The following is a 22,591-nucleotide window of genomic DNA, read 5'->3' as shown; positions in this document are numbered from 1 at the left end:
CCATGCCGGCGGAAAGCGTCCGCCCTGTAGCGCAAATCAACATTACTCAGCGGTACCTAAGTAAAAGGGTGACGTGCAAATCACATCACCCCAACATTTGATTTAGAACCATTTTATTGAAAGAATTCAAGCAATGTCACCGGCGTTTCTTCAAAAGGAGTATAGATTGTGTGTGTATCTTCTGTGCGCATTAAAGTATTGATCATCCCGCTATCACCTATCCAGCAGTAAAAACTTTCTTCCACACCGTGCTCATAAAGGAGGTTCATGTAAAAATCCGGTTCGATAATATTAACGATGCCGTCTTCTTTTACCGCACTATTCACGATGCTCCTTATCGATGCAATGGAGTCTACATCTTGTAGAACAGTTTCACCCGCTCCCCCTATTTCTGAAATCGTGATTTTCACAATCTGTTCATCTAACAACAACTCATTGTTTTCCGACTGTTGCATAGAAGCGTGATTTAATTCTACGGCCTGACATCCTAACAGAATGAGTAGCAGCCACAATAAAAAGAAGCACTTCATTTTCCTCACTCTCAATCTCCCCAATCCAATGCTATTCCATAAATTAGACGGTCAACCTTATCCGACGTTTCGTTCTATTTTGAATTGACTTTCAATACTGCAAGTCGTTATAATTATAACCAGGTGATAGTATCAACTATTAAAATGAGGAGTGGATTGAATGATAGGAGCTAAAATATCAGCGATCGGTACTTATGTACCCGAAAAAAGATTAACAAACTCCGATCTTGAACAAATGGTTGAAACAAACAGTGAATGGATTATTCAAAGAACCGGCATTCACGAGCGCAGAATTACTCGTGCCGATGAATTTACGAGTGATATATGCGTTTCCGCCATAAAAGATTTAATGCATAGATACAATAAAAAAATTGAAGATGTAGACATGATTATTGTCGCAACAAGCACACCAGATTTCCCATTTCCTTCTGTAGCAAGCATCATTCAGGAACGTTTGAGCATTCCCCAAACCGGCGCGATGGATTTAAGCGCAGCGTGTGCAGGGTTTGTATATGCATTGCATACGGCACATAGCTATATTGCATCTGGGCTTCACAAAAAAGTAATCGTTGTGGGAGCAGATACATTATCCAAAATTACGGACTACACAGATCGAAACACATGTGTGTTATTCGGTGACGGCGCTGGTGCAGTATTGGTAGAAAGGGACGAACAAGCAAATAGCTTCGAAGGATTTCAATTAGGAAGCGACGGAAGTGGAGCACAGCATGTCTACCGAACAGGACTATCAAAAAGAGTAAATGATATCGAGTTAGTCGACACTAAATTTCTTGTACAAAATGGCAGGGAGGTTTTCCGTTGGGTAGTACGGAATGTCCCCGAAAATATAGAGAAATTGTTGAAAAAAACGGAAATAACCTTAGAGCAAATCGATTGGTTCATACCTCATAGCGCGAACTTGCGCTTAATAGAGCCGATTTGCGACAAATTGCACTACCCGATGGACAAAACGTTATACAGCTTAGTCAACTTCGGTAATACTTCTGCTGCTACAATTCCACTATCCCTCGACATTGGAATCCGTGATGGAAAAGTTAAAAATGGAGATCGGGTCCTTATGTATGGCTTTGGAAGTGGATTGGTGCACGCAGGGCAAATTTTAAAGATTGATCTTGATGAGGAAGTCCATGTACCACATCCATTTTGACGCATGTGATAACATAAGAAAATAGATGTCATTTCAAGGCTACGATTCCGGAATAGACGCTCAAAACCATCTTCTATGAAGAAAAGCCGCATTCTTTAGTTAAGAAATGCGGCTTTTCTTCATAATCTGTTATTCCTTATGATAACAGTATAATTTAGCAATCAACTCTTTTTTTACTTCTATCTGATAGCTACGGGCAAGCAAGTCATGCAGTTTTCCAAAAAGCTTTAAAGCGTTATAATACGCATTTTTGATCTCTTCTTCATGTAAAGAAGCAGTCGTAGCAGCATAATCATTGTAAAAATCAGCGCTAATATCATTTTCGAGATTTTTCGTACTGTTTAACCAACGTTCAACTGTACGCTCATTCACTCTAATCAACTGCAATATGAATTTCTGTACTTGGGAAAGAATCTCTAAAGAGCGCGCAAATTCTCCCCTTTTCAGTACATTCACACCGAATAACCATGCATTTACAAAATTATTGAATGCAAAATTCACATTCTCATTTGTCATTCTTTCCGGACCAGCCCCGCTAATATATTCAAGCAAAGGAATTAGCCTGTTTGTAGAATCGTACATATACATGGACTCAACATTAGGAAATACACCTGTCGGTTTAAAGCTTTTTATAATATCCATTTGGGATTCGGGCAGAAAATGAAATTCTCCTCGAATCATGTTGGTAAAAACGACGACTTCGGTTCCGTATTCATTGTAAAAGAGTAGCTCAATTGGCGAAATTGCGGAGATCCAATCTTTCGAACTAAAATGATCGATTCTATGATCATCGATGAAAATATAAAACTCAACATCAGAATACTGATCGCCTTCACCTTTCGTAAAAGAACCATACATCATACACGATGACACGGATTGATCTTGAATACATTTATCTTTCACTCTTTGAATGATTTCTTTTTGAATTAACATATAAGTATCCCCCTCATCTTTTATTTTCTAAAGAAGGGAATGATCTACTACCGGACAGCATGAGCAACACATATTTAATGCTCCTTCCACTACGTAATCCAAACAATTGTAACATATTATTATTCAGTCTCCCATATATAAAATCCCCTCCTTCGCAAAGCAAAAGAGGGGCAGAACTATTATAGATAACGTCCAGTAATCGACTTTTTATTTACTTTTATTTCTCTCGGCGTCCCTTCAGCTATTACTTGTCCGCCTTTTTCTCCGCCTTCAGGCCCCATATCGACAATCCAATCCACTGATTTAATGAGTTCACTGTTGTGTTCAACAACAATTACTGTATTTCCTGCATCAACAAGTCGATGTAAAATGTTTAACAATTGACGGACATCAACCGGGTGAAGACCTGTCGTTGGCTCATCCAATAAATATAATGTCTTTTTCTTCGTCGTCTCTAATAATTCCTTCGATAGCTTCAAACGCTGACCTTCTCCGCCAGACAATGTTGTTAAGGACTGGCCCAATTTCAAGTAACCTAAACCAATATCAACGAGCAAGTCAAGAACTTTCTTAACTTTCATCTCCTTCGCAAAGATCGGCAACGCTTCTTGAATTGAGCATTCTAAAATATCATTCACATTGTAGCCATCATACGTGACAGACAGCACATCCTCCTTAAACCGCTTACCACGACAAACAGGACAAGTCACTTCCAAGTCGGGGAAAAAGAGCATATTTGTCGTTACATAGCCTAACCCTTGGCAATTTTCACAGCGTCCGCCTGTCGTATTGAAGGAAAAATGTTTCGCAGTTAATCCTTTTTCCTTTGCAATCGGCTGCTTTGCAAAGACATTTCGGATGCTTGTAAATAAATCAGTATACGTTGCCACATTAGAGCGCTTCATTCGACTTAACGGTGACTGTCCGACCGTTACGATTTCATCAAAATGGTCAAGCCCTGACACTTCCGAAAAACCTTGTCGAATTTTTTCTTGCCCTTTCGAGAGGACACCGAAAACGAGAGAAGATTTCCCGGAGCCCGATACGCCAGTCACCGCAATTAAACAACCTATCGGAAAAGAGACGGTTAATGATTTTAAATTATGCAATGTTGCCCCGGTTACCGTAACTACTTCCCCTATACCGCTACGATACTCCTCAACCATTTTCTCCTCCTCTCGCAAATAACTACCTGTCACGGAATTTTCCTGGTCAACTAGTTCCGATAACGTTCCTTGACCGACAACTTTTCCACCTAATTTTCCGGCCCCTGGTCCCATATCAATTAAATAATCCGCTTCCCTCATTACATCTACATCATGCTCTATGACAAGCACAGTATTATTTAAATCCCTAAGCTCTTTCATCACACTAACCAACCCCATCGTATCTTTCGGATGGAGTCCCATCGTTGGCTCATCCATCACATAGAGAACTCCTGTCAGAGAGGAATCAAGTAAAGAAGATAGACGAAGTCGTTGCATCTCTCCCCCAGACAACGTAATTACTTGACGATCTAAGGTAAGATATCCTAAACCCATTTTAATGATTCTTTTCAGTTTCGTTTTCAAGTCTTGGATAAACATCTCCGTCAACAGATAGCTGTTCTCCTCCAATTGTTTTTCAACCTCTTCAATCCATAGGAGCATTTCTTCTAACGAGCGGTTTACAAGCTTAGGAATCGTCTTCCCTCTTACAGTCACTTCACGACTGATCGAATTCAAACGCTCACCCTCACAATCAGGACAGGTTTCGGAATAAAAATAGGCATCTCCCTCTGCCGACTGTCCGGATTTCTCTGAATACCGCCGCCACATTCCTGTTAATACACCCTCAAACTTGCCCTCCGCGACCGTCTTCGGCGGATTTATGTTTGCAAAGTGTTCTTTCACTTCATCACTGTCAGTGCCATAGTAGAGAATGGAAATCTGTTCTGGACGGTATGCATGCAATGGAAGATCATCGCCGATTGGCACACCATAATATTCTAAAGCCGTTTTCACTACGGCGACTTGATAGTCTCCATAACGTCCTTTCCAAAGATCAACAGCTCCGTTTTCAATCGACAAGTCGGCATGAAAAACAGAAGGTGTATGGATGCTAATTACACTTCCTAATCCTTTGCAAGTTGGACAAGCCCCTTCTGCTGTATTGTATGAGAAATGAGTGCGTGTTAATTTTTCCATGCGGTAGTGACAGTGAGGACAATGGATATATTCTGTAAAACGATTGGCTTCCCTGTCAATATCAGAAGTATTATAAGTTGGTTTTATTTCCCAATGGCAATTCGGACAATGGCGATGACCTAACTTTTCAAAAATCATTCGTAAACTTGTATACATATCTGTAACTGTGCCGACCGATGAACGTGGATTTCGATTTGTCACATGCTGGTTAACGCTAATCGCTGGTGACAATCCCCGAATCGTGTCGACTTTCGGTTTATCGATTCCTTGCATACCCATCGATTCTAAATATTGTCTTTGACATTCTTTAAACAGCGTATCCATCGCCAATGTCGATTTTCCCGAACCGGAAGGTCCTGTTAGTACAACAAGTTTATTTTTTGGTATTGTGACCGTCACTTGCTGTAAATTGTGCTCCCTTGCACCTTGAATCAAAATGACATTTTCCAGAACAATCGCCTCCATTACCGTTATAGCCCCATCATACAACATTTATGCAAGTGCAAGGTTTAACATTTCCATGTGTTAATTTATAAGGATTTCTTGTGAAATAAACGTCATGGTACTTGAATGTTATAATAGAATCTTCACAAACAGAAAGGGGCGCTTACAATGGAATATAAGCCAAAAGATATTGCGAAACAGTTAGACGTCGGCACTAGTGCTATGCGGCATTACGAAGAATGGGGCATCGTTCCCCCACCGAAAAGAAAACCGAACGGGTACCGAGTCTACACTGAAGAGCATCTGGCTTACTTCCAATGCATACGCGCATTATATCCCGGCTTTGGAATGGCCGCCGTCCGTAAAATTATGCCGATGATTCAAGCATCGCAATTCAAGGAAGCTCTTTGGGAGATTAATAAACTGCAAGCAGAGCTATATGACAGAAAACAGCAAGCTCTTCAATCGCTTGAGCTATTGCAACCTGATCAAATGGAGCACTTTCTCGATAGACAGAAGAAAAAGTGGTATTCCATTGGGGAAGTGGAAAGAGAAATCGATGTGCCAGCAACAACAATTCGTCACTGGGAAACGGAAGGATTAATCACACCAAAACGAAATCCTGAAAACGGCTATCGCCAATATGATCGTGAAGACATCCGGCGTCTTTTAATCATACGCACAGTGCAATCTTCCGTTTTTTTACTAAAAACAGTACGTGAAGTATTGGAGGAAATGGGTCAACATAATATAGCAAAGGCTAGGGAAGTCACATTATACGCCCTATCGGATATGGACATTCAAATTGAACACCAGTTAAACGGTATGTATTATTTGCATAATTTAATATCCATGTTAAGAGAAAAGGAAATACAACGAAGTTAGTGTTTTTAGTTTACTGCAAGCCAAGAAAACACATTTATAGTAAGCATTGCGGATGCTGTCTGGCGTCCGCTTTTTCTATTCAGTAAAAGCGTATTTAAATTTCACAAACAATTCAATTTTATATTTTACATACTTGTGAATTGTATAGATAGGTATTATGTATTAGGATAAAATATTCATTGGAGGTGGTCATATATGAACAATAATAATGTAATTGTCATTCCTGAGAATCCAGTATCCCGGTTTTTATTCAGTGATTCTCGCTCCGCACTTATTTGGTTGATCATTAGAGTATATGTAGGGTTCGCTTGGCTAAAAGCGGGTTGGGGAAAAGTGACGAGTGACGCGTGGACTGGTGAAAACGCAGGCGCCGCTCTCCAAGGATTTATTGGCGGTGCACTTGCAAAATCAGCAGAAGGTGGAGATGTGTCCGGTTGGTATGCAACATTCCTGGAAAATGTTGTATTGCCAAACGCAAAAGTATTTGGCTTCATGGTAGCTTACGGTGAAGTTTTAGTTGGCCTTGGCTTGATCTTCGGATTGTTAACCGGAATTGCTGCATTCTTTGGAGCTTTCATGAACGTCAGCTTTCTGTTCGCAGGTACACTTAGCACGAATCCATTGCTGTTCATCCTCGCAACTTGGCTCGTGTTGGCATGGAAAGTGGCTGGCTGGTACGGCCTTGACCGTTGGGCATTGCCAAAGTTAGGCACACCTTGGACAAAAAAAGAAAAAGGGTAAAGGAAAGGCCCGGCGTCGCTATAATGCGATTTGCCGGGCATTCCTTTTTTTCGTATGGTTAGGAGAACGGTTTGACAGTTTAATGCTGACTCGTAATGACGAGTGGATCATGCGCCATCATTCCACGCTGCTTCTTTTTCGTTCAGCACTTTCCCCGATTCTCAACAGCAAGTAAATAAATAAAAACGTCAGAATTGCGACTACTTCAAGCGAAACGATATATAAAGGATATGGACCTAAGTAATCAAGCAAACTGCCGCTATACGGCTTTTCCCGCAAAAACATATAATTCCCATCTACAACCAAATTGATTATGAAGATGAGTGGCACAAGCGCATTCAATAAGAGAAACGCCTTAAATACTCCTTTCAACGTTGGCACGTAACCTTTCACCCACACAAAATAGAGTCCAGTCAAAATGATGCCTATATGGGTAAGAAAGAAATGAAAAAACCTGAAATGAGGAAAATCTATGTCTAACACTGGAGTAAGCAACGCTTGAACGGCGCCTCCGATTCCTGCAAATAGAACAAAGTCGATGACATGACGATTCCCTGACCAAAGCAACACAATCGCCACGAGGAGTGAAATGCTGCATAACTCAAGCGGCAGTGAATCTGCCAAGCTCCATCGCCCGGTCACCGCCATCCATAGATGATAGAGCAATTCAAGCAAGAGTAGAATGCATGCGGCAGTACGTTCTGCATACTTCAACTTCTCACCGTATTGCCGTAACTGATTTCTCCCTATAAACAAAGCGATCACCACAGCAATGAAAAATAGGATCGCTCCAATATGCGTTGCAGAAAAAAGTATAAAGCCGCTTTTGTCCATTTCAATCCCCCTCTCATGATGAAATGCTATTTATTTGTATTTAATACGTCAAAAGTAGCGGAATTGGTTGCAAAAAAATTCATCATACTTTCAAATAGCACCCTATTCATTCAAAAAGCCCACCCATTTTGATTTATTCAAAACAGGCGGGCTTTATTTATCGAGAAACACAAAAAGACTCATTGAAAAAAATGAGCATATATGTTATTTTTATATAGATAGGCACCTAATATATAAATGCCTATATTAATTCCATCTTAATTATACAACATAAGCTTTTCACAAGTCAACTCTTTTCTATATCTTTTTAAGGAGTGTGTGCGATGAGTTCAAAATTTCAGCAGGAGCAGCAAAGAGTGGATCATGTCACGGAAATTATTCAAGAACGGATCTACAATTTAGAGAAGGAAACTTCTAAGCGCAAGGACGAAGTGGTGAAGATTCGCAAACATTTTTGGGATGAAATTAAAGTGAATACGGATACTTTCGATGATTATCTTGAAACAATCATCGGATTAAGGCAAGAAGCGCAAGCATTGTCAGTTAGCCAAACAACTCATAGACATGCGTCCAACAAACTGTCCACACTACGGCGTATGCAACATGCTCCATACTTCGGACGCATTGATTTTATTGAGGAAGGGTCCACGGACGAGGAGCAGATCTACATCGGCATCGCCACTCTTACAAATGAAAGCGGGGAAGATTTCCTTGTTTACGATTGGAGGACGCCTATCTCAAGCGTCTACTATGATTATCAACCTGGAGCAGCCCAGTATACGACGCCAGCCGGCATTATTAAAGGAGAGTTAGAGAAAAAATGGCAATACCTCATTCATAACGGCGTTCTTCAATCGATGTTCGACACGAGCATTACAATCGGGGATGAAATTTTACAACAAGTTTTGGGTAAAGGGACCGACAAACATATGCATAGTATCGTCGCTACGATCCAACAAGAACAGAACCGTATTATCCGGCATGATCACGGCAGGCTCCTAATCGTTCACGGCGCTGCAGGGAGCGGCAAGACATCGGCTGCTTTACAACGGATTGCTTACTTACTCTACAAATACCGTGACAGCATTAATGCCGATCAAATTATTTTATTCTCACCAAATTCGATGTTCAACAGTTATGTGTCCAATGTATTGCCGGAACTCGGTGAAGAAAATATGCAGCAAGTCACGTTTCAGGAATACTTGAACCATCGGCTAAGCAATGAATTCCAAATCGAAAACCCTTACGAGCAATTGGAGTACGTATTGACAGCTTTGGATGCTCCATCATACAAGCAAAGAGTTGCCGGCATCCGTTTCAAAGCATCCACACCATTTTTCGAAGCAATTGAATCGTATAGAAAAGCACTAGAAACATCGGGTATGTTGTTCAAAGACATTCGATTCCGAGGAAAACCGATCGTGACAGGAGAAGAAATTGCGAACAGATTTTATAGCAGCGACACTTCACTCCGCTTCCATAACCGACTTGAAAGACTAAGGAATTGGCTATTGAAAAAAATAAATGAAACACAGAAAACCGAAAGAACAGAACCATGGGTTGAGGAAGAAATCGAGCTGCTTAGCAATGAAGCGTACAATAATGCCCATAAGTACTTAGCGAAAAAGAATGGCTTTCAAAGAGAATCAATTGCCGATTATGAGATGGAGCCCGATGCACTTGCCCGCTTAATTGTCCAGCAGAAGCTGAAACCGTTGCGCAAACGGATCCGCACGTACCGTTTCATTGACATGAAAGGAATTTATAAGCAGCTTTTCACGAACCCACTTCACATCAAACAGTGGCTAAATGAAGAGCCACCAACGGAGTGGCCTAACATTTGTCAAATCATGCTTGACGAGATCAATAACGGCAAGCTTCTATATGAAGATGCCACGCCATATTTGCTGCTAAACGAGCTCATTCAGGGCTTCCAAACGAATCGGACAATCAAACATATCGTTGTTGACGAGGCGCAAGATTATTCACCATTTCAATTCGAATATTTAAGGCGACTTTTCCCCGCTGCCAAGATGACTGTGTTAGGGGACTTTAACCAAGCAATTTTCGCACATGCTAATGAACAGGTCGATTTTCAAACATTAACCGGCCTGTACGGACCAGAACAAACCGAGGTCATCAACCTATCAAGGAGTTATCGTTCCACGAAACCGATTATCGAATTCACAAGACGATTAATGCCAAATGGCGACCAGATCATTCCGTTCGATCGCGATGGGGATCTTCCTGTTTTGACCCGGTTGGAAAGTTATGCAGAACTGCATCTTGTTATTTCCTCCAAAGTTGATGAGCTGCGGGGTCTTGGCTGCAATACGATTGCAATCATTTGCAAATCTGCGGAGGAAAGCAAACGAGCTTACGAGGCGTTATCCAATATAAATGACCTTAAGCATGTAAAAAACGGGTCAATGGAATATGAACAAGGGGTCGTTGTTATCCCATCCTATTTATCGAAAGGGATTGAGTTTGACGCCGTGATCATATACGATGCATCAGAGATAGTATATGGCGATGAAAGCCTCCGTAGAATTTTCTACACCGTCTGTACAAGAGCCATGCATTATTTGCAATTGTACAGCGTCGGAGAGCCAACCCGATTATTGCAAACCGTTTCCAATGATCAATTCATTATGGCATAAAGTATTCAGCCGGCACTTGTCATTCACAGTGCCGGCTTTTATGTAGCCATTTAACTTATAATAGTTCCCTCGCTAACAATCGATACACATCCAAACGCTTTTCTTGCGAATGAGGAATGCTAATGATCATCGCTTCGTCAAAACCGTATTGCTCTTGTTCTTGCTGTAGCAACTCCGCAATTTCTTTTGCATCCCCGACTAAATGAATTTTGCGATTTTCTTCAATTGTCATGCGATCCATTTCTGTCAGTGGATAGTTACTTGCCTCTTCAGGCGTCATAATTGTTGCCAGCTTGCCTTGCATAAAATGCAAACGCCAAATATCTTGAGGTTTTGCTTCATATTCCGCCTCTTCTCTCGTTTCCGCAGTTGTTACCATGTACGTTACATTAATTTCTGGCTTCTCCATAAAAACGGAAGGCTTAAAGTTCTTTTTGTAAGCATCGAAAATATGTTTCGACATTTGTCCATTGAAAAACTGGGCAAACGAATAACCAACACCTCTTAATCCAGCTTGTATCGCGCTGTTGCCAGTCGAACCTAATAACCAAGCTTCCGGCAATACGACATTAGATGGCGTAGCGACCATCTGACGATATAAATCATCTGTCGGCACTTCATCATTGATCAACTGCAAAGCTGTATCAAATTTCTCATATAGGTTATCCAATAATGGCCGCCGTCCCTCAGACAATGCATAAATGGCGCGCTGATCCCCTCCAGGTGCTCTTCCAACACCAAAATCAATCCGACCCGGAGAAAAGGCGCTTAATGTTTTAAATACCTCCGCCAACTTTAATGGTGAGTAATGCATCATCATCACGCCGCCGGTGCCAATCCGAATGTTTTTCGTCTTCGCAGCTAAATGTGCTGCCACGATTTCAGGGGCTGAACTTGCAATGCCGTCTGTTCCGTGATGCTCCGCCATCCACATGCGGTGATAGCCTAACTTCTCGCCTAAAACCGCCAATTCTTCCGCCTTTTTCAAAGCATCAACTGCATTATTCCCTTTTGTGATCGGAGCTTGATCTAATATACTTATTCTCATTTTTATTCCTTCCAATCGTTTTAGTCTGCTTAAACAGTATTTACTATTGCATCTTCACCAAATAGGATGGAACTTCTCTAAACGTTAGCTCAACTAACTTTGCGTAACGCTATCCTCTTTTCGCAATCGGCATCATAACAGTTCTTTGCCAGCATTGTAGTCTTAAATGACACAACATTTCCGAGTAAAGACGTTGCGTCATCTAATAGTTCCTCAATCAATAGTTCACCTTAAAGTATGATGAAATGATTAATATGCTAACCATATCCTTCGACTCTTTTCACTTCAAGCGTTATGTTCAATTAAAAACATCCAATTTATAAAATTGTTTCCGCAAGCAGCTTATATGATTTTTTCTTCGCCTCAAAATCAAAGATATTCGTAATAATCATAAATTCATCCGTCTTATAAAGATCTTGCAATCTCTTCAGTTGCCGCTTCACAGTTTCAGGGGTACCTATGATGCAACGATCACGGTTCGCTTTGATCCTATCCAATTCACTTGCGGTTAATGACTTTTTACGCACTTGTTCCAATGAAGGCACTTTTGTTCCAAGTCCCTTTCCTACGTTCAATAGCCATTGATCTTGCGTTAATGCCAATTCTTCCGCTTCCTCCTCCGTTTCCGCACAAACGACAAAAATGCAAACGATCGATTCGGCTTTTTCCATACCAAACGACGGTACAAAATTTTCATAATACGTTTTCAACGCAGCTACACCATTTTTCGGATTAATAAAATGGCCGAATACAAACCCAAGCCCTAATTCTGCTGCATTTTTTGCTCCTTGCTCAGATAAGCCCAATACCCAAAGAGGCGGCACTTGCTCAATTCGAGGTCCGGCTTTTACCAATCTAAATTTATGATGAGACGGCAATGAATTATGTAAAAAGCCTTGTAAATCGGATAACTGTCTTGGGAAATGTTGAAGGCTTTTATACTGATCGTCTGTCAATGCCGATCTTGTTAATTGAGAGCCTCCGGGAGAACGCCCTACACCTATATCGATGCGATTCGGAAAGAAACCGGCCATCGTCTTTGCATTTTCCGCAATTTTGTACGGGCTATATTGGGGCAATAGAATGCCACCAGACCCAACACGTATCCGAGATGTAACAGAAGCAATTCGTGTCATCATAATTTCAGGTGAAGTGCTAACAAGCCCACTCGTATTATGATGTTCCGCCACCCAATACCGATGGTAGCCAAGCTGCTCAGTCCATTTTGCCAATTCTAATGTATGCTCCAATGTTTTCTCCGGACGATCGCCAATCGAAACAGGGGCTTGGTCTAACACACTTAACCTCATGTGCATCCGCTCCTTTCTTCCAGTCTAAACGGCATGATCAGCTTTCAACAACAAAACAGCTTATAGCAAAAATATAAGTATTTATTGATCAATTTTTCCTTTATGATAATACTATTATTATATTTAAATTGGAGAATCAGTTATGAAAGAAGCGAATCGAACAAAAGGGTTATTGTTAGTAATAACGGGGGCGATCTTTTGGGGTGTTGGCGGGACGGTTGCTCAAAAGCTCTTCCAGCAGTATGCAATCAATGTTAATTGGCTTGTGACGACACGCTTGCTCATAGCGGGCTTTTTACTGTTAACGGTTCAATTTTTGCTGAAAGACCGGTCGCAAATTATTGACGTATGGAAAAAGAAAAGCTCAGCTGTTCAACTAATCATCTTTGGACTGCTCGGTATGCTCGCGGTCCAATACACTTATATGGCATCCATTCGGCATGGCAATGCCGCTGTTGCGACGCTTTTACAATACCTTGCCCCTGTCCTCATTATCCTCTATATGATTTTACGAAAACAAACAGTTCTTTCGAGGCAAGATATCATTACGGTTTTGCTATCTTTATGCGGTTGCTTTTTCTTACTAACGAATGGATCTCTCTCTGAGCTTTCTGTTCCAGCACCCGCTATCGTTTGGGGAGTTCTCTCTGCCGTTGCACTAGCTTTTTATACTTTATATGCTGTTCCTCTTCTATCCCAATACGATTCTCTCGTTATCGTTGGATGGGCGATGATTATCGGAGGATTTGCACTCAGTTTTATCCACCCGCCATGGCATATGGATTTTACAAGATTACCGATTGGCGCTTATGCAAACTTAGGGTTTGTCATTATTTTCGGAACGATGCTTGCGTTCTTTTTCTATATAGAAAGCTTACAAAGTCTTTCACCTAAAGAAACGAGCCTGCTTAGTAGCTTAGAGCCTTTAGCAGCGGTAATGACAACAGTCTTTTGGTTACATGAGCCTTTTGGATTTATGCAATGGATTGGCACTGCCTGCATCATTGGCATGATTTTATTAATGGCGTTAACCAAAAAGACACCTAGCGTGGAATGAATTGAACTGTATTTATTCAAAAAACTCCATATGCGTTTTTTCTTTTTGATAGTACTCTAAACGATCTTGCAAAGTCCCCGTATGGAATTCAAATTTATGGCCGTCCAAATCAGTAAAGTATATCGATTTTTTGTCTTTTTCATCCCTTGGGCGACCGGATAAAATTGCAACGTTTAACGATTGAAGTTTGTCATATACTTCATCAAACTCCGCTTCATCAATCGAAAAAGCGATATGTGTATAGGACTGGCTTATTTCATTGCGAGGAATGTCCTTTTCTTCATTAAGGGCAAGCCACATGCCATGCAGATCGAAATAAGCAGTCGTCCTGCCTTTCACTAACAATTTCGCTTCAAAAACATCCTCATAAAAACGAATCGATTTCTCTAAATTAGAGACTGAAAATAAAAAGTGATTAAGTCCTTTAATCATGACCTTCCCTCCACCCTTTCGTAAAGAAGTAAAATCGTTTTTAGTATAGCATCTCAGTTCGAACAGTAAAAAGGTGATCCGTAAAGAGACAGGTCACCTTTTTCTTTTAAAGCGATTTTCGCTTCCTAAGTATGAACATCATAATGGTAATCATTGTAAATGCAATAAGCGCTAAAAAAGGAATTGTGATAAACCCCAAATAGTTAATGTATTGCCCTGAACATGGAACCCCACTTGTACAAACACTGAACTCCTGTAGCGTAGGCAGCTTTTGCAATGCATAATGATAAGTTGAAACAATCATGCCGATGATCGACAATGGCAGCACATACTTATAAATAGCACGATCATTCCGATAAAAAGCTATTCCTAACAAAACAGCAAGCGGGTACATTAAAATACGCTGATACCAGCAAAGAGTACACGGGATAAACCCCATTCGTTCACTAAAAAACAAGCTTCCCGCAACAGCAATAATGGCTGTGATCCATGAAAACAAAAGAGGTTTATTCACCACTTGCCTCTTCCACTCTTTCCAGGAAATCATTCATCGTGCCTCCGTCAAATAGCTTCCCGTTAATATAGATGGATGGCGTTGAAGAAATCCCTAAACTCTTTGCAGTACTCATATCTTTCTTTAAAGCATCTTTCCCTTTTCCATCGCGATATGCGGTCATTACTTGCTCCGTCTCTTCAGGACTTGCTACTTCAGAAAGCACTGTCTCCATCAATTCATCTGTGAAAATGTTCATCTCCCCCGATTTTGTCGTTTGGTTTGCAAACAGCAAATGGTGGAAATCCCAAAATACTTCATTGCCAAGCTGCTCGTAAACCGTTTCAGCAAATTGTGCTGCCGATGTTGAATCCGGGCCCATAAACGCATAGTTCATAAAATAAAATTTCGCTTTTCCGCTAGTTATCAATTCTTCCTGAATCATCGGAAGAAGATTATCATTAAACTCTTTGCAGTGAGGGCATTTATAATCTCCAAATTCAACAATCTCGACAGGTGCAGAAGCCTCTCCTAAAAACGGTTGCCCCTCATAGTCCATGACGGCCGATTCTTTTTCAGTATCTACTAACACGATCATACCGATGATACAAACAGCGATTATGCCAATAAACCAAAATAATTTCTTTGACAAAATAACCTCTCCTAACTTCAAACTACAAAGTGTAGTGTAATGATGTAAAAAATTTACGCAAGTGCGTAAATAAATAGACTACAAATGAAACAAAAAATAAGAATGGATATCGTTAAATTTTTATACGATAGTTTAGGGAATTTCGATTCTCCGCCATTGACTGGGTTTAAAATGTATGCAATTCGATAATTTACTGACGTAGCTGAAAAGGATACATACGTAAACGGCATTTTTTCATGCTGCCCTAATTTTAACATCTTCAACAGAGCACTACCCAAGTTGACAGACGTTCCTTGTTGCCGAATCGCAAACTCGTCCGCCAATACTTCAGTTATTACTTTATAATGTTCATGAAACCATTTTTGGATAGGAAGATACCACATTATCGAAGAGCTTAAAGATAGTATAAAGACTTTTAGCGGATCACGATTTTCTTTATGGTACATTTCATGAGCCATTACGGCATTCAACTCTTCACGATCCAAGAAATGAATCAAGCCTGTTGTGATTATTATTTTCGGCTGGATAAAACCGACCGTAAATGCCATTGGAACGGGATGTGAAAGAACAACGATCTCGTCTTTCTCGTTGCCATATTGCTCATTGAATTCCTTTGACAGCTTACTCTCTTTATATTGCTGTAAACGCCTTTTCATCTTCGACATTTGAAACCATTGTGCACCAATTTTCCAAAGTGAAAATGACAATGTAAAGAAAACAAGGCCGTCGAGTATATATTTCATCGAAGATAGACCAATTGTTTTCAACCAGCTATGACAAACGGAAATCAAGTTGAATTTCATATCGCAACCTGCAACCATGGACGTTGCATAGAGTCCCATTTGCAGCAAAATGATACTTGTTATAGCAAGTGACATGACAAAAATAAAAGATGAGTGACGTTTCGACATACGTTACAATCCTTTTTTCAATTGTTGAATTTTATGCTCTAATTTTGCAACGAGATCATCATCAGCCTCTTCAAGCGCGTCCAACATATGACTAACGACAACATTTCCGAATTCATCCATCAGCTCATTTGTCATTTCCTTCGACTGCTTATTCAGAAACTCAACTCTCGATTGTACTGGTCTAAATAAAGACGATCGGCCCTCTGTCCTTTTTTGAAGAACGCCCTTTTCAACTAACCGATTCATAACTGTCATCACCGTATTGAAATTCGTTAATTTCTCCTGCTCAAGAACTTGCTGCACCTCTCTAATCGTCAGCTCGCCGGAAGACGCCCATAATATGTCCATCACTTTCGCTTCAAGCGGTCCAAAAAAACGTGTCAATCCGCTCTCATCCAGTTTAAAACTTCGAACTCTCAATATGTATCACCCCACACTACGAATTGTAGTGTATATTAGAATATGATGCAATAAAAAATCATCCATATTAAGCAAATAGAGTCGATTAAGCACTCTTGGCCTGATGCAACGTGCAGCTTGAACGTTTGGTACACTAGATTTGGCAAGAGACGATAACAGCTTAATAGGGTAGGCAAAATAAACACGAACGATGAAATTTCCTTTACTACTGAAGAAATTGCCCAACGATTAAAGGTATCCAAACTAAACCGTTTATGATTGGATCAAAAGGAGAATTGCAATCCGATTCACTCAAAAAGGAAATGAATGCGTAAGGCGGTTATGATTTATCCAAGTCTGGGCAAATCATTTACAAAACTCAATAATTCCAATGAAAACGATGCACAGAAAACACATATATAATCATATATCGCCGCTAAAACGATCTTATTTTCATAGAAAAAAACGCTTCCATTGTGGCGGTTTTTTAAAACTGAGTTGCACATTTATTCATCGAGTTATCGACCGTTTTATGGACGACACCTTTATCTAAATACAAAATACGATCCGCTAGCTTTTCAGCTTCCGTCATATCATGCGTAACGATAATGAATGGGATTTTCCATAGTGCATGAATTCTTAATAGCTCGTTTTGGCATTCCAGCCGGGTTTCCCGATCAAGGGCGGATAATGGTTCATCCAATAACAAAACAGACGGTTCTGTTGCGAGCGCTCGCGCTAATGCAACCCGCTGCTTTTCTCCCCCCGAAATTTGATGGGGATATTTCTGCTTCAAATGTTCAATTCCCAACACCTGAATCATTTCTTGAATTAATCCTGCAGCCTTTTGATCGGATTTCTTCACGCCGTAACCGATGTTCTTTTCAACCGTCATATGTGGAAATAAAGCATAATCCTGAAATAAATATCCTACATTTCGTCTTTGCGGAGGTAGAGGCTTTTTTCCAGTACTCCAATACGTCTGCCCATTTAACGTTATGGAGCCGTCATCGATCTGTGTTAATCCTGCAACGGCATTTAAAATCGTTGTTTTTCCCGAACCCGAAGGCCCTACAAGGACAAATATTTCATTTTCCACTTGGAAGGAAACGTCCAATAAAAAATGGGATAACCTCTTCTTCAGCTGAACGTTTAACATTTGCTCACCTTCTTATACGTGTTCGTTTTTAAAACGTTGCAAGCTTCTTCGGCTCCACCAATTCAGCCACATAATTGTGCTGAATCCAAGTGCTACAATAATGACTACCCAAAACGTAGCTTTCTCCATTTGACCTGATTCGACCGCAAAATAGATCGCCATCGGTATCGTATCCGTCTTCCCAGGAATATACCCCGCCAACATTAGCGTTGCTCCGAACTCACCGAGACCTCTTGCGAAGGAAAGAACCAACCCTGCAAGAAGTCCTGGCCAGGCAAGCGGAAACGAAACCGTCCAAAACACCCGCCACTCAGAGGATCCCATCGTTCTCGCAGCATTTTCCAATCGGCTATCCAAATTTTCAAAGGCAGCGCTTGCGCTTTGATACATTAACGGAAACGAAACTACAACAGATGCGATTACCGCACCAATCCATGTGAAAACGATTTGCAAATCAAACCATTCCAATAAAAAACTGCCGATCCACCCTTTTTTTCCGAAAAGAATAAGCAATCCGAAACCAACAACTGTCGGAGGAAGCACAAGCGGAAGCAAAAATAAAGATTCAATAATGCTTTTCCCGAAAAACCGCTTTTTGGCAAATACATATGCAAAGTAAACCCCTGCAAGAAAAACAATGACAGTCGAGATACCCGCTACTTTCAATGATAATAATAAAGGTGTGTAGTCGGTTGTGTTCACGCGTATCCTCCTATCAATCCACGGATCCGTATTTCTTACTTAAAGCCATATTTCTTTAATATTTCTTTCCCTTTATCGCTCGTCAAGTACGCTATAAAGGCTTTCGCCTCTTCTAAGTGTTTCGATTCAGACACAACTGCTATAGGATACACAATTGCCTCATGCCATTCAGGTTTCGCCGTCGCAAGTACTTTTACATCATCTGAAATTTTTGCATCACTCGAATAGACGATGCCTAAATCGACATTCCCCATCTCGACATGGGTTAACACTTGGCGTACATCCGATCCTAACACAAGCTTGGTTTGAAGAGGATCCCACAAATCCAAATGCTCTAATACTTCTTTTGTATAGCGGCCTACCGGCACGCTTTCAGGCTCTCCAATTGCAAAATGCCCAATCGCGGATGGGTCAATCTCTTCAAATGAAGCTACCGATGTATCTGTATCCTTATTCGCAATAAGCACCAATTGATTTTCTGCAAAATCAACACGCGTCTCATCTACAATTAGCTTTTTGTCTTGTAAAGTATCCATATCTTTTTTACTTGCGGATAAGAAAATATCTGATGGGGCTCCGTTTTCAATTTGCTGCACTAATTTTCCGGAGCTGCCAAAGTTGAACGTTAACGTAATATGCGCATTTTCACTTTCAAAACCTGCTTTTAAATCGTTCAATGTATCAGTCAAACTAGCCGCTGCAGAAATCATCAGCTCTACATTATTTTCATCTACAGTGGATTTTGTTGCCGATTGTTTGGCTATTAATCCACTCTCTTTTGCTTCGTTGCTGCTTGTACAACCATACGGAATGAATATTATGCATAATAGGAGAAAGAGATAGGCGATTTTTTTCATGTTTTCTCCACCCCTCTCATTTGTTATAACGAAATAGATCTATTATAACTACTTATATGCAATTATAGAGAGAGCATAAAAGAGGGTCAACTTACGTCCATACAACAAAGCATTGGAAACAAGTAAAAACAATCCATTTCCCTTGGTTGGGAGAAGGATTGTTTCAATATTTATAAAGCATTAAATAAAGGAAAACCCTAATTTCTCATCTACTATACAGCTGTATAGTTCCTATACTCTTAACGAGCCGCGAAATCCTCTGGATGAATAGTAAGATGAAGCGCCGTTGTGATAGACGAAGACTTGCCCGTAGCGGTAATCACAAAAAATGGCCCCGCCAAGCTCTCTAATAGCAGGAGGTGTTTGCACCCAGCTCGATGTTTTCAAGTCGACATTTTCAAGTTGCTGTAATGCACGATATTGTTCTTCCGTCAATAATTCGATCCCCATAGCCGTTGCCATATCGATTACACTGTTTTCTGGCTTATGATTTTTCCTTGATTCCAATGCTTCGCGATCGTAGCAAACGCTTCTGCGTCCTTTAGGAGTTTCAGGAGAGCAATCATAGAAAATAAATTCGTCCTTTTGTTCGTCATATCCAACAACGTCCGGTTCTCCACCCGTCGTTTCCATTTCATTGAGAGACCATAGTTTCTCATCTTGCTCGTCCAACTTCGCTTGAACTTTTTCCCATTCAAGCCCTTCGTGACGGTGCATGTTCTTCTCAAAGCGGGCTTTCAATGTTTCAAGCAATTCTTCACGTTGCTCCATAGATAGCTCTTTTTTAACAGTTGCCATACGTTCATTTCCTCCCCGTTTCCGGCATAAACTTATATTACTTTTACCATAAGAAATTCTTTTAGACAAATCCTTTCCTAATAGTACAAAATGCAAATTAGTAACCGAACTAATCAACTGATTTACAAAATGAATTCTAATAGACTATTTTAAATTCCTTAGCTTACAAAAACTCATCATCATGAATTGCCCCAACCAATATTTTCTCTTGCGTTGACACAACCCCATAAAGCCGTTTCAAGGACAAGGCAATTCACTTTATTTTCACGTTTTACTTGCAATTGTATCGGATTACATGTAAAGTCTTATATAATTTAATATATTAACTTATTTCGCAAGTATTGAAGTAAGGATAGAGGCGCAAAGACCATCAGTACACAATCAGAGGATAATGAGATCCTATGAAGATTGTGGAAAGGGGAATTTGCCGAAGTGGAGAGATTCTCATTTATCTCGAAGCTGGTTCTGGGTTGAATAAGTCCAGGATTGTCATATAGGAAACTATATGGAGGGCTATCTTATGCAAAGAAATAATTTATTTTATTATTTCAAGCAACAACGATCCCTCGTTGTTGCTTTTTGTTTTCTTTTTTGCAATTGCCCTTCTCCCTCTATTTTATTTTCCAAAATAAAAGACAGGATGTGGAGAAACAATGAATTTCGGACAAATCGTAACAGCAATGGTAACTCCATTTGATGAAAATGGTGAAATTGATTTTGCAGCAACACGAAACTTGATTAATCATCTAATTTCCAATGGATCTGATGGATTGGTTGTAGCAGGGACGACAGGAGAATCCCCTACGTTGTCAAACGAAGAAAAAGTCAAATTGTTCAGGTTTACAGTTGAAGTGGTGAACGGTAGAGTTCCGGTCATTGCGGGAACAGGTTCGAATAACACACGTGAATCGGTTGAGCTCACAATGCTTGCTGAGGATGTTGGTGTTGATGGCATCATGCTTGTTGTGCCATATTATAACAAGCCAAGCCAGGTAGGCATGTACGCACATTTTAAAACGATTGCATCAGCCACTTCCTTACCGATTATGCTGTACAATATCCCTGGGCGTAGCGTCGTAAACATGTCCGTTGAAACAATCGTCCGCCTTTCTGAAATACCAAATATCGTTGCAATCAAAGAAGCAAGCGGCGATTTGGATGCTATGGCGGAAATCATTGAACAAACGCCAGAAGGTTTTTCCTTATATAGCGGAGACGACGGTCTGACCCTCCCGATATTGTCCATCGGTGGAACAGGGGTCGTTTCAGTCGCAGCCCATATTATTGGAAACGAAATGCAAACGATGATCGGGAAATTCAAGAGAGGCAATGCTCGAGCTGCCGCCAACGATCACCGTAAACTGCTTCCGATTATGAAAGCCCTTTTTGCTGTTCCGAATCCTTCCGCTGTAAAAACGGCATTAAATCTGAAAGGAATTCCCGTCGGTGGTGTCCGTTTGCCGATGATTCCGTTGAACGATGAACAGCTGCACTCACTGCAAAGCACATTATCCCTGCATGCTGAAGTAAAGATTTGATATAGATTCATTCGCTAACATAAAATAGAACCTGCGAAATTGCTCGCAGGTTCTATTTTCATTCATTGAAATGCTTCATGTAACTACCACCTTGCTATCCACTCATTACGCTAATAACCGTTTTGATTACCACCAAAATGGCAGCAAGGCAAATGTTGCAATGGATCCTAATGCAATGCCAATGGCGAAGGCAGCACCTCGGCCAAATCCAAATCCATATCCAAAACCGCCCAAGTCCCTCCGACGACCTATTGGTTGCAAATAGACCTTATTATTTCTAACACCTTGAATGATCCCCCTATGCACCCTTCCATCGTGGGTCCCAATAACTACTGCTCTTCCGACATGCCGTGTACATAAGTCGTGGTAACGTTGGATTGACATCGTGTTGTCACCTCATTTCAATTGAACATACAACATCTTATGTATGAAATGGTGTTTCATAGAGGACAAACATACTAAAGCGGTGCGAAAAAGAAATCGAATGAGGACGAAAATTGGGAGAATGTCCAGTACACGAAAATTTTTACTACATAATATAAAAGCAGTAGATTCATTGGAGGTGTTGATGAATGTCAAAAGTTGAGTCTGTTCCTGAAGGCGGCTATGGCTCAGGGTTTACATTAATTGTTGTATTGTTCATTCTTTTAATTATCGTTGGAGCTTCTTATTTAGGCGGAGGATATGGATACGGATATGGTGGATACTGTTAATACACTTAATTGAATTTGATAAGATCGGCAAATGGGGCTGTCCAGAAAGTCAGTGAAAACTGATTTTCTGTGATAGTCCCTTTCTGGTTGGAGAATAAATGGGGAACCCCTGACAACCGTCGCTTTCCGTTCCAGGCGCAC

General features: G+C 40.6%; 23 protein-coding genes and 1 riboswitch. Of the genes, 7 read left to right on the top strand and 16 right to left on the bottom strand.

Features of this window, described 5'->3' with window-relative positions:
- Positions 1–113 precede the first annotated feature (113 nt).
- Positions 114–530 carry a YhfM domain-containing protein gene (locus tag WFH04_RS16135; protein ID WP_486377088.1) on the bottom strand — a complete coding sequence of 139 codons (417 nt, stop codon included), beginning with the start codon at positions 528–530 and terminating at the stop codon, positions 114–116.
- A 160-nt stretch (positions 531–690) separates the two neighbouring features.
- On the opposite strand from WFH04_RS16135, the gene WFH04_RS16130 reads away from it, so the two are divergent.
- Entirely contained in the window at positions 691–1,698 is a 1,008-nt protein-coding gene (locus tag WFH04_RS16130) for a ketoacyl-ACP synthase III (protein ID WP_336825083.1), read from the top strand.
- 129 nt (positions 1,699–1,827) lie between these two features.
- Here the strand turns inward: WFH04_RS16130 and WFH04_RS16125 are convergent, their stop codons facing one another.
- Together WFH04_RS16125 and uvrA are read right to left on the bottom strand one after the other, a co-directional pair.
- Positions 1,828–2,631 carry a nucleotidyltransferase gene (locus WFH04_RS16125; RefSeq protein WP_336825082.1) on the bottom strand — a complete coding sequence of 268 codons (804 nt, stop codon included), beginning with the start codon at positions 2,629–2,631 and terminating at the stop codon, positions 1,828–1,830.
- 179 nt (positions 2,632–2,810) lie between these two features.
- Positions 2,811–5,267 (bottom strand): excinuclease ABC subunit UvrA, encoded by a 2,457-nt coding sequence (gene uvrA / locus WFH04_RS16120; protein ID WP_408020198.1) that lies wholly within the window; start codon positions 5,265–5,267, stop codon positions 2,811–2,813.
- Positions 5,268–5,429: 162 nt separating this feature from the next.
- Here uvrA and WFH04_RS16115 point away from each other — a divergent pair, with 162 nt between their 5' ends.
- Positions 5,430–6,146, top strand: a complete 717-nt coding sequence (locus tag WFH04_RS16115) for a MerR family transcriptional regulator (RefSeq protein WP_336825080.1) — start codon at positions 5,430–5,432, stop codon at positions 6,144–6,146.
- A gap of 195 nt (positions 6,147–6,341) precedes the next feature.
- Positions 6,342–6,887: a DoxX family protein gene (locus WFH04_RS16110; protein ID WP_336825079.1), complete on the top strand. Its 546-nt coding sequence runs from the start codon at positions 6,342–6,344 to the stop codon at positions 6,885–6,887.
- 117 nt (positions 6,888–7,004) lie between these two features.
- On the opposite strand, the gene WFH04_RS16105 is transcribed toward WFH04_RS16110, so the two are convergent.
- Positions 7,005–7,721, bottom strand: a complete 717-nt coding sequence (locus WFH04_RS16105; protein WP_336825078.1) for a YwaF family protein — start codon at positions 7,719–7,721, stop codon at positions 7,005–7,007.
- Positions 7,722–8,044: 323 nt separating this feature from the next.
- On the opposite strand from WFH04_RS16105, the gene helD reads away from it, so the two are divergent.
- Positions 8,045–10,381, top strand: a complete 2,337-nt coding sequence (gene helD / locus WFH04_RS16100; RefSeq protein ID WP_336825077.1) for an RNA polymerase recycling motor HelD — start codon at positions 8,045–8,047, stop codon at positions 10,379–10,381.
- 55 nt (positions 10,382–10,436) lie between these two features.
- Here helD and WFH04_RS16095 read toward each other — a convergent pair whose 3' ends face one another.
- Together WFH04_RS16095 and WFH04_RS16090 are read right to left on the bottom strand one after the other, a co-directional pair.
- A complete protein-coding gene (locus tag WFH04_RS16095; RefSeq protein ID WP_336825076.1) occupies positions 10,437–11,429 on the bottom strand; it encodes an LLM class flavin-dependent oxidoreductase in 993 nt (330 codons plus the stop codon).
- A gap of 317 nt (positions 11,430–11,746) precedes the next feature.
- Positions 11,747–12,739, bottom strand: coding sequence for an LLM class flavin-dependent oxidoreductase (locus WFH04_RS16090; RefSeq protein ID WP_336825075.1), 993 nt, complete (start codon positions 12,737–12,739; stop codon positions 11,747–11,749).
- Positions 12,740–12,881: 142 nt separating this feature from the next.
- Between WFH04_RS16090 and WFH04_RS16085 the strand changes: the two genes are divergently transcribed.
- Positions 12,882–13,796: a DMT family transporter gene (locus WFH04_RS16085; protein WP_336825074.1), complete on the top strand. Its 915-nt coding sequence runs from the start codon at positions 12,882–12,884 to the stop codon at positions 13,794–13,796.
- 12 nt (positions 13,797–13,808) lie between these two features.
- Here WFH04_RS16085 and fosM read toward each other — a convergent pair whose 3' ends face one another.
- The 9 genes from fosM to WFH04_RS16040 form a co-directional block, all read right to left on the bottom strand.
- The gene (fosM, locus tag WFH04_RS16080) at positions 13,809–14,228 is read right to left on the bottom strand and encodes a FosM family fosfomycin resistance protein (RefSeq protein ID WP_336825073.1); all 420 of its coding nucleotides are present in this window, start codon (positions 14,226–14,228) and stop codon (positions 13,809–13,811) included.
- 106 nt (positions 14,229–14,334) lie between these two features.
- Positions 14,335–14,742: a disulfide oxidoreductase gene (locus tag WFH04_RS16075; RefSeq protein WP_336825072.1), complete on the bottom strand. Its 408-nt coding sequence runs from the start codon at positions 14,740–14,742 to the stop codon at positions 14,335–14,337.
- The gene (locus WFH04_RS16070; protein WP_336825071.1) at positions 14,735–15,373 is read right to left on the bottom strand and encodes a DsbA family protein; all 639 of its coding nucleotides are present in this window, start codon (positions 15,371–15,373) and stop codon (positions 14,735–14,737) included. Before WFH04_RS16070 ends, WFH04_RS16075 begins: the two co-directional genes overlap by 8 nt.
- Positions 15,374–15,426: 53 nt before the next feature.
- On the bottom strand, positions 15,427–16,284 hold the full coding sequence (locus WFH04_RS16065; RefSeq protein WP_336825070.1) for a M56 family metallopeptidase: 858 nt from the start codon (positions 16,282–16,284) through the stop codon (positions 15,427–15,429).
- 3 nt (positions 16,285–16,287) lie between these two features.
- On the bottom strand, positions 16,288–16,704 hold the full coding sequence (locus WFH04_RS16060; protein WP_336825069.1) for a BlaI/MecI/CopY family transcriptional regulator: 417 nt from the start codon (positions 16,702–16,704) through the stop codon (positions 16,288–16,290).
- Positions 16,705–17,170: 466 nt separating this feature from the next.
- Positions 17,171–17,842 carry an ABC transporter ATP-binding protein gene (locus tag WFH04_RS16055; RefSeq protein ID WP_336825068.1) on the bottom strand — a complete coding sequence of 224 codons (672 nt, stop codon included), beginning with the start codon at positions 17,840–17,842 and terminating at the stop codon, positions 17,171–17,173.
- 12 nt (positions 17,843–17,854) lie between these two features.
- Positions 17,855–18,544 (bottom strand): molybdate ABC transporter permease subunit, encoded by a 690-nt coding sequence (gene modB / locus WFH04_RS16050; RefSeq protein WP_336825067.1) that lies wholly within the window; start codon positions 18,542–18,544, stop codon positions 17,855–17,857.
- A gap of 35 nt (positions 18,545–18,579) precedes the next feature.
- Complete coding sequence (modA, locus tag WFH04_RS16045) at positions 18,580–19,401, bottom strand: molybdate ABC transporter substrate-binding protein (RefSeq protein ID WP_336825066.1); 822 nt, start codon at positions 19,399–19,401, stop codon at positions 18,580–18,582.
- Positions 19,402–19,632: 231 nt separating this feature from the next.
- Positions 19,633–20,199: a DUF4256 domain-containing protein gene (locus WFH04_RS16040; protein WP_336825065.1), complete on the bottom strand. Its 567-nt coding sequence runs from the start codon at positions 20,197–20,199 to the stop codon at positions 19,633–19,635.
- 345 nt (positions 20,200–20,544) lie between these two features.
- Positions 20,545–20,723: riboswitch (Lysine riboswitch) on the top strand.
- A 129-nt stretch (positions 20,724–20,852) separates the two neighbouring features.
- On the opposite strand from WFH04_RS16040, the gene dapA reads away from it, so the two are divergent.
- Entirely contained in the window at positions 20,853–21,737 is an 885-nt protein-coding gene (gene dapA / locus WFH04_RS16035; protein WP_336825064.1) for a 4-hydroxy-tetrahydrodipicolinate synthase, read from the top strand.
- A 126-nt stretch (positions 21,738–21,863) separates the two neighbouring features.
- Here the strand turns inward: dapA and WFH04_RS16030 are convergent, their stop codons facing one another.
- Positions 21,864–22,121 carry a hypothetical protein gene (locus WFH04_RS16030; protein ID WP_336825063.1) on the bottom strand — a complete coding sequence of 86 codons (258 nt, stop codon included), beginning with the start codon at positions 22,119–22,121 and terminating at the stop codon, positions 21,864–21,866.
- A 188-nt stretch (positions 22,122–22,309) separates the two neighbouring features.
- On the opposite strand from WFH04_RS16030, the gene WFH04_RS16025 reads away from it, so the two are divergent.
- Entirely contained in the window at positions 22,310–22,450 is a 141-nt protein-coding gene (locus WFH04_RS16025) for a YjcZ family sporulation protein (RefSeq protein ID WP_336825062.1), read from the top strand.
- Positions 22,451–22,591: the final 141 nt, after the last annotated feature.

The sequence above is a fragment of the Sporosarcina sp. USHLN248 genome, assembly GCF_037144575.1.
GTDB classification, from domain to species: Bacteria; Bacillota; Bacilli; order Bacillales_A; family Planococcaceae; genus Sporosarcina; species Sporosarcina contaminans.
Note: the sequence above shows the minus strand (reverse complement) of the source record. Positions and strands in the feature narration are given on the sequence as shown.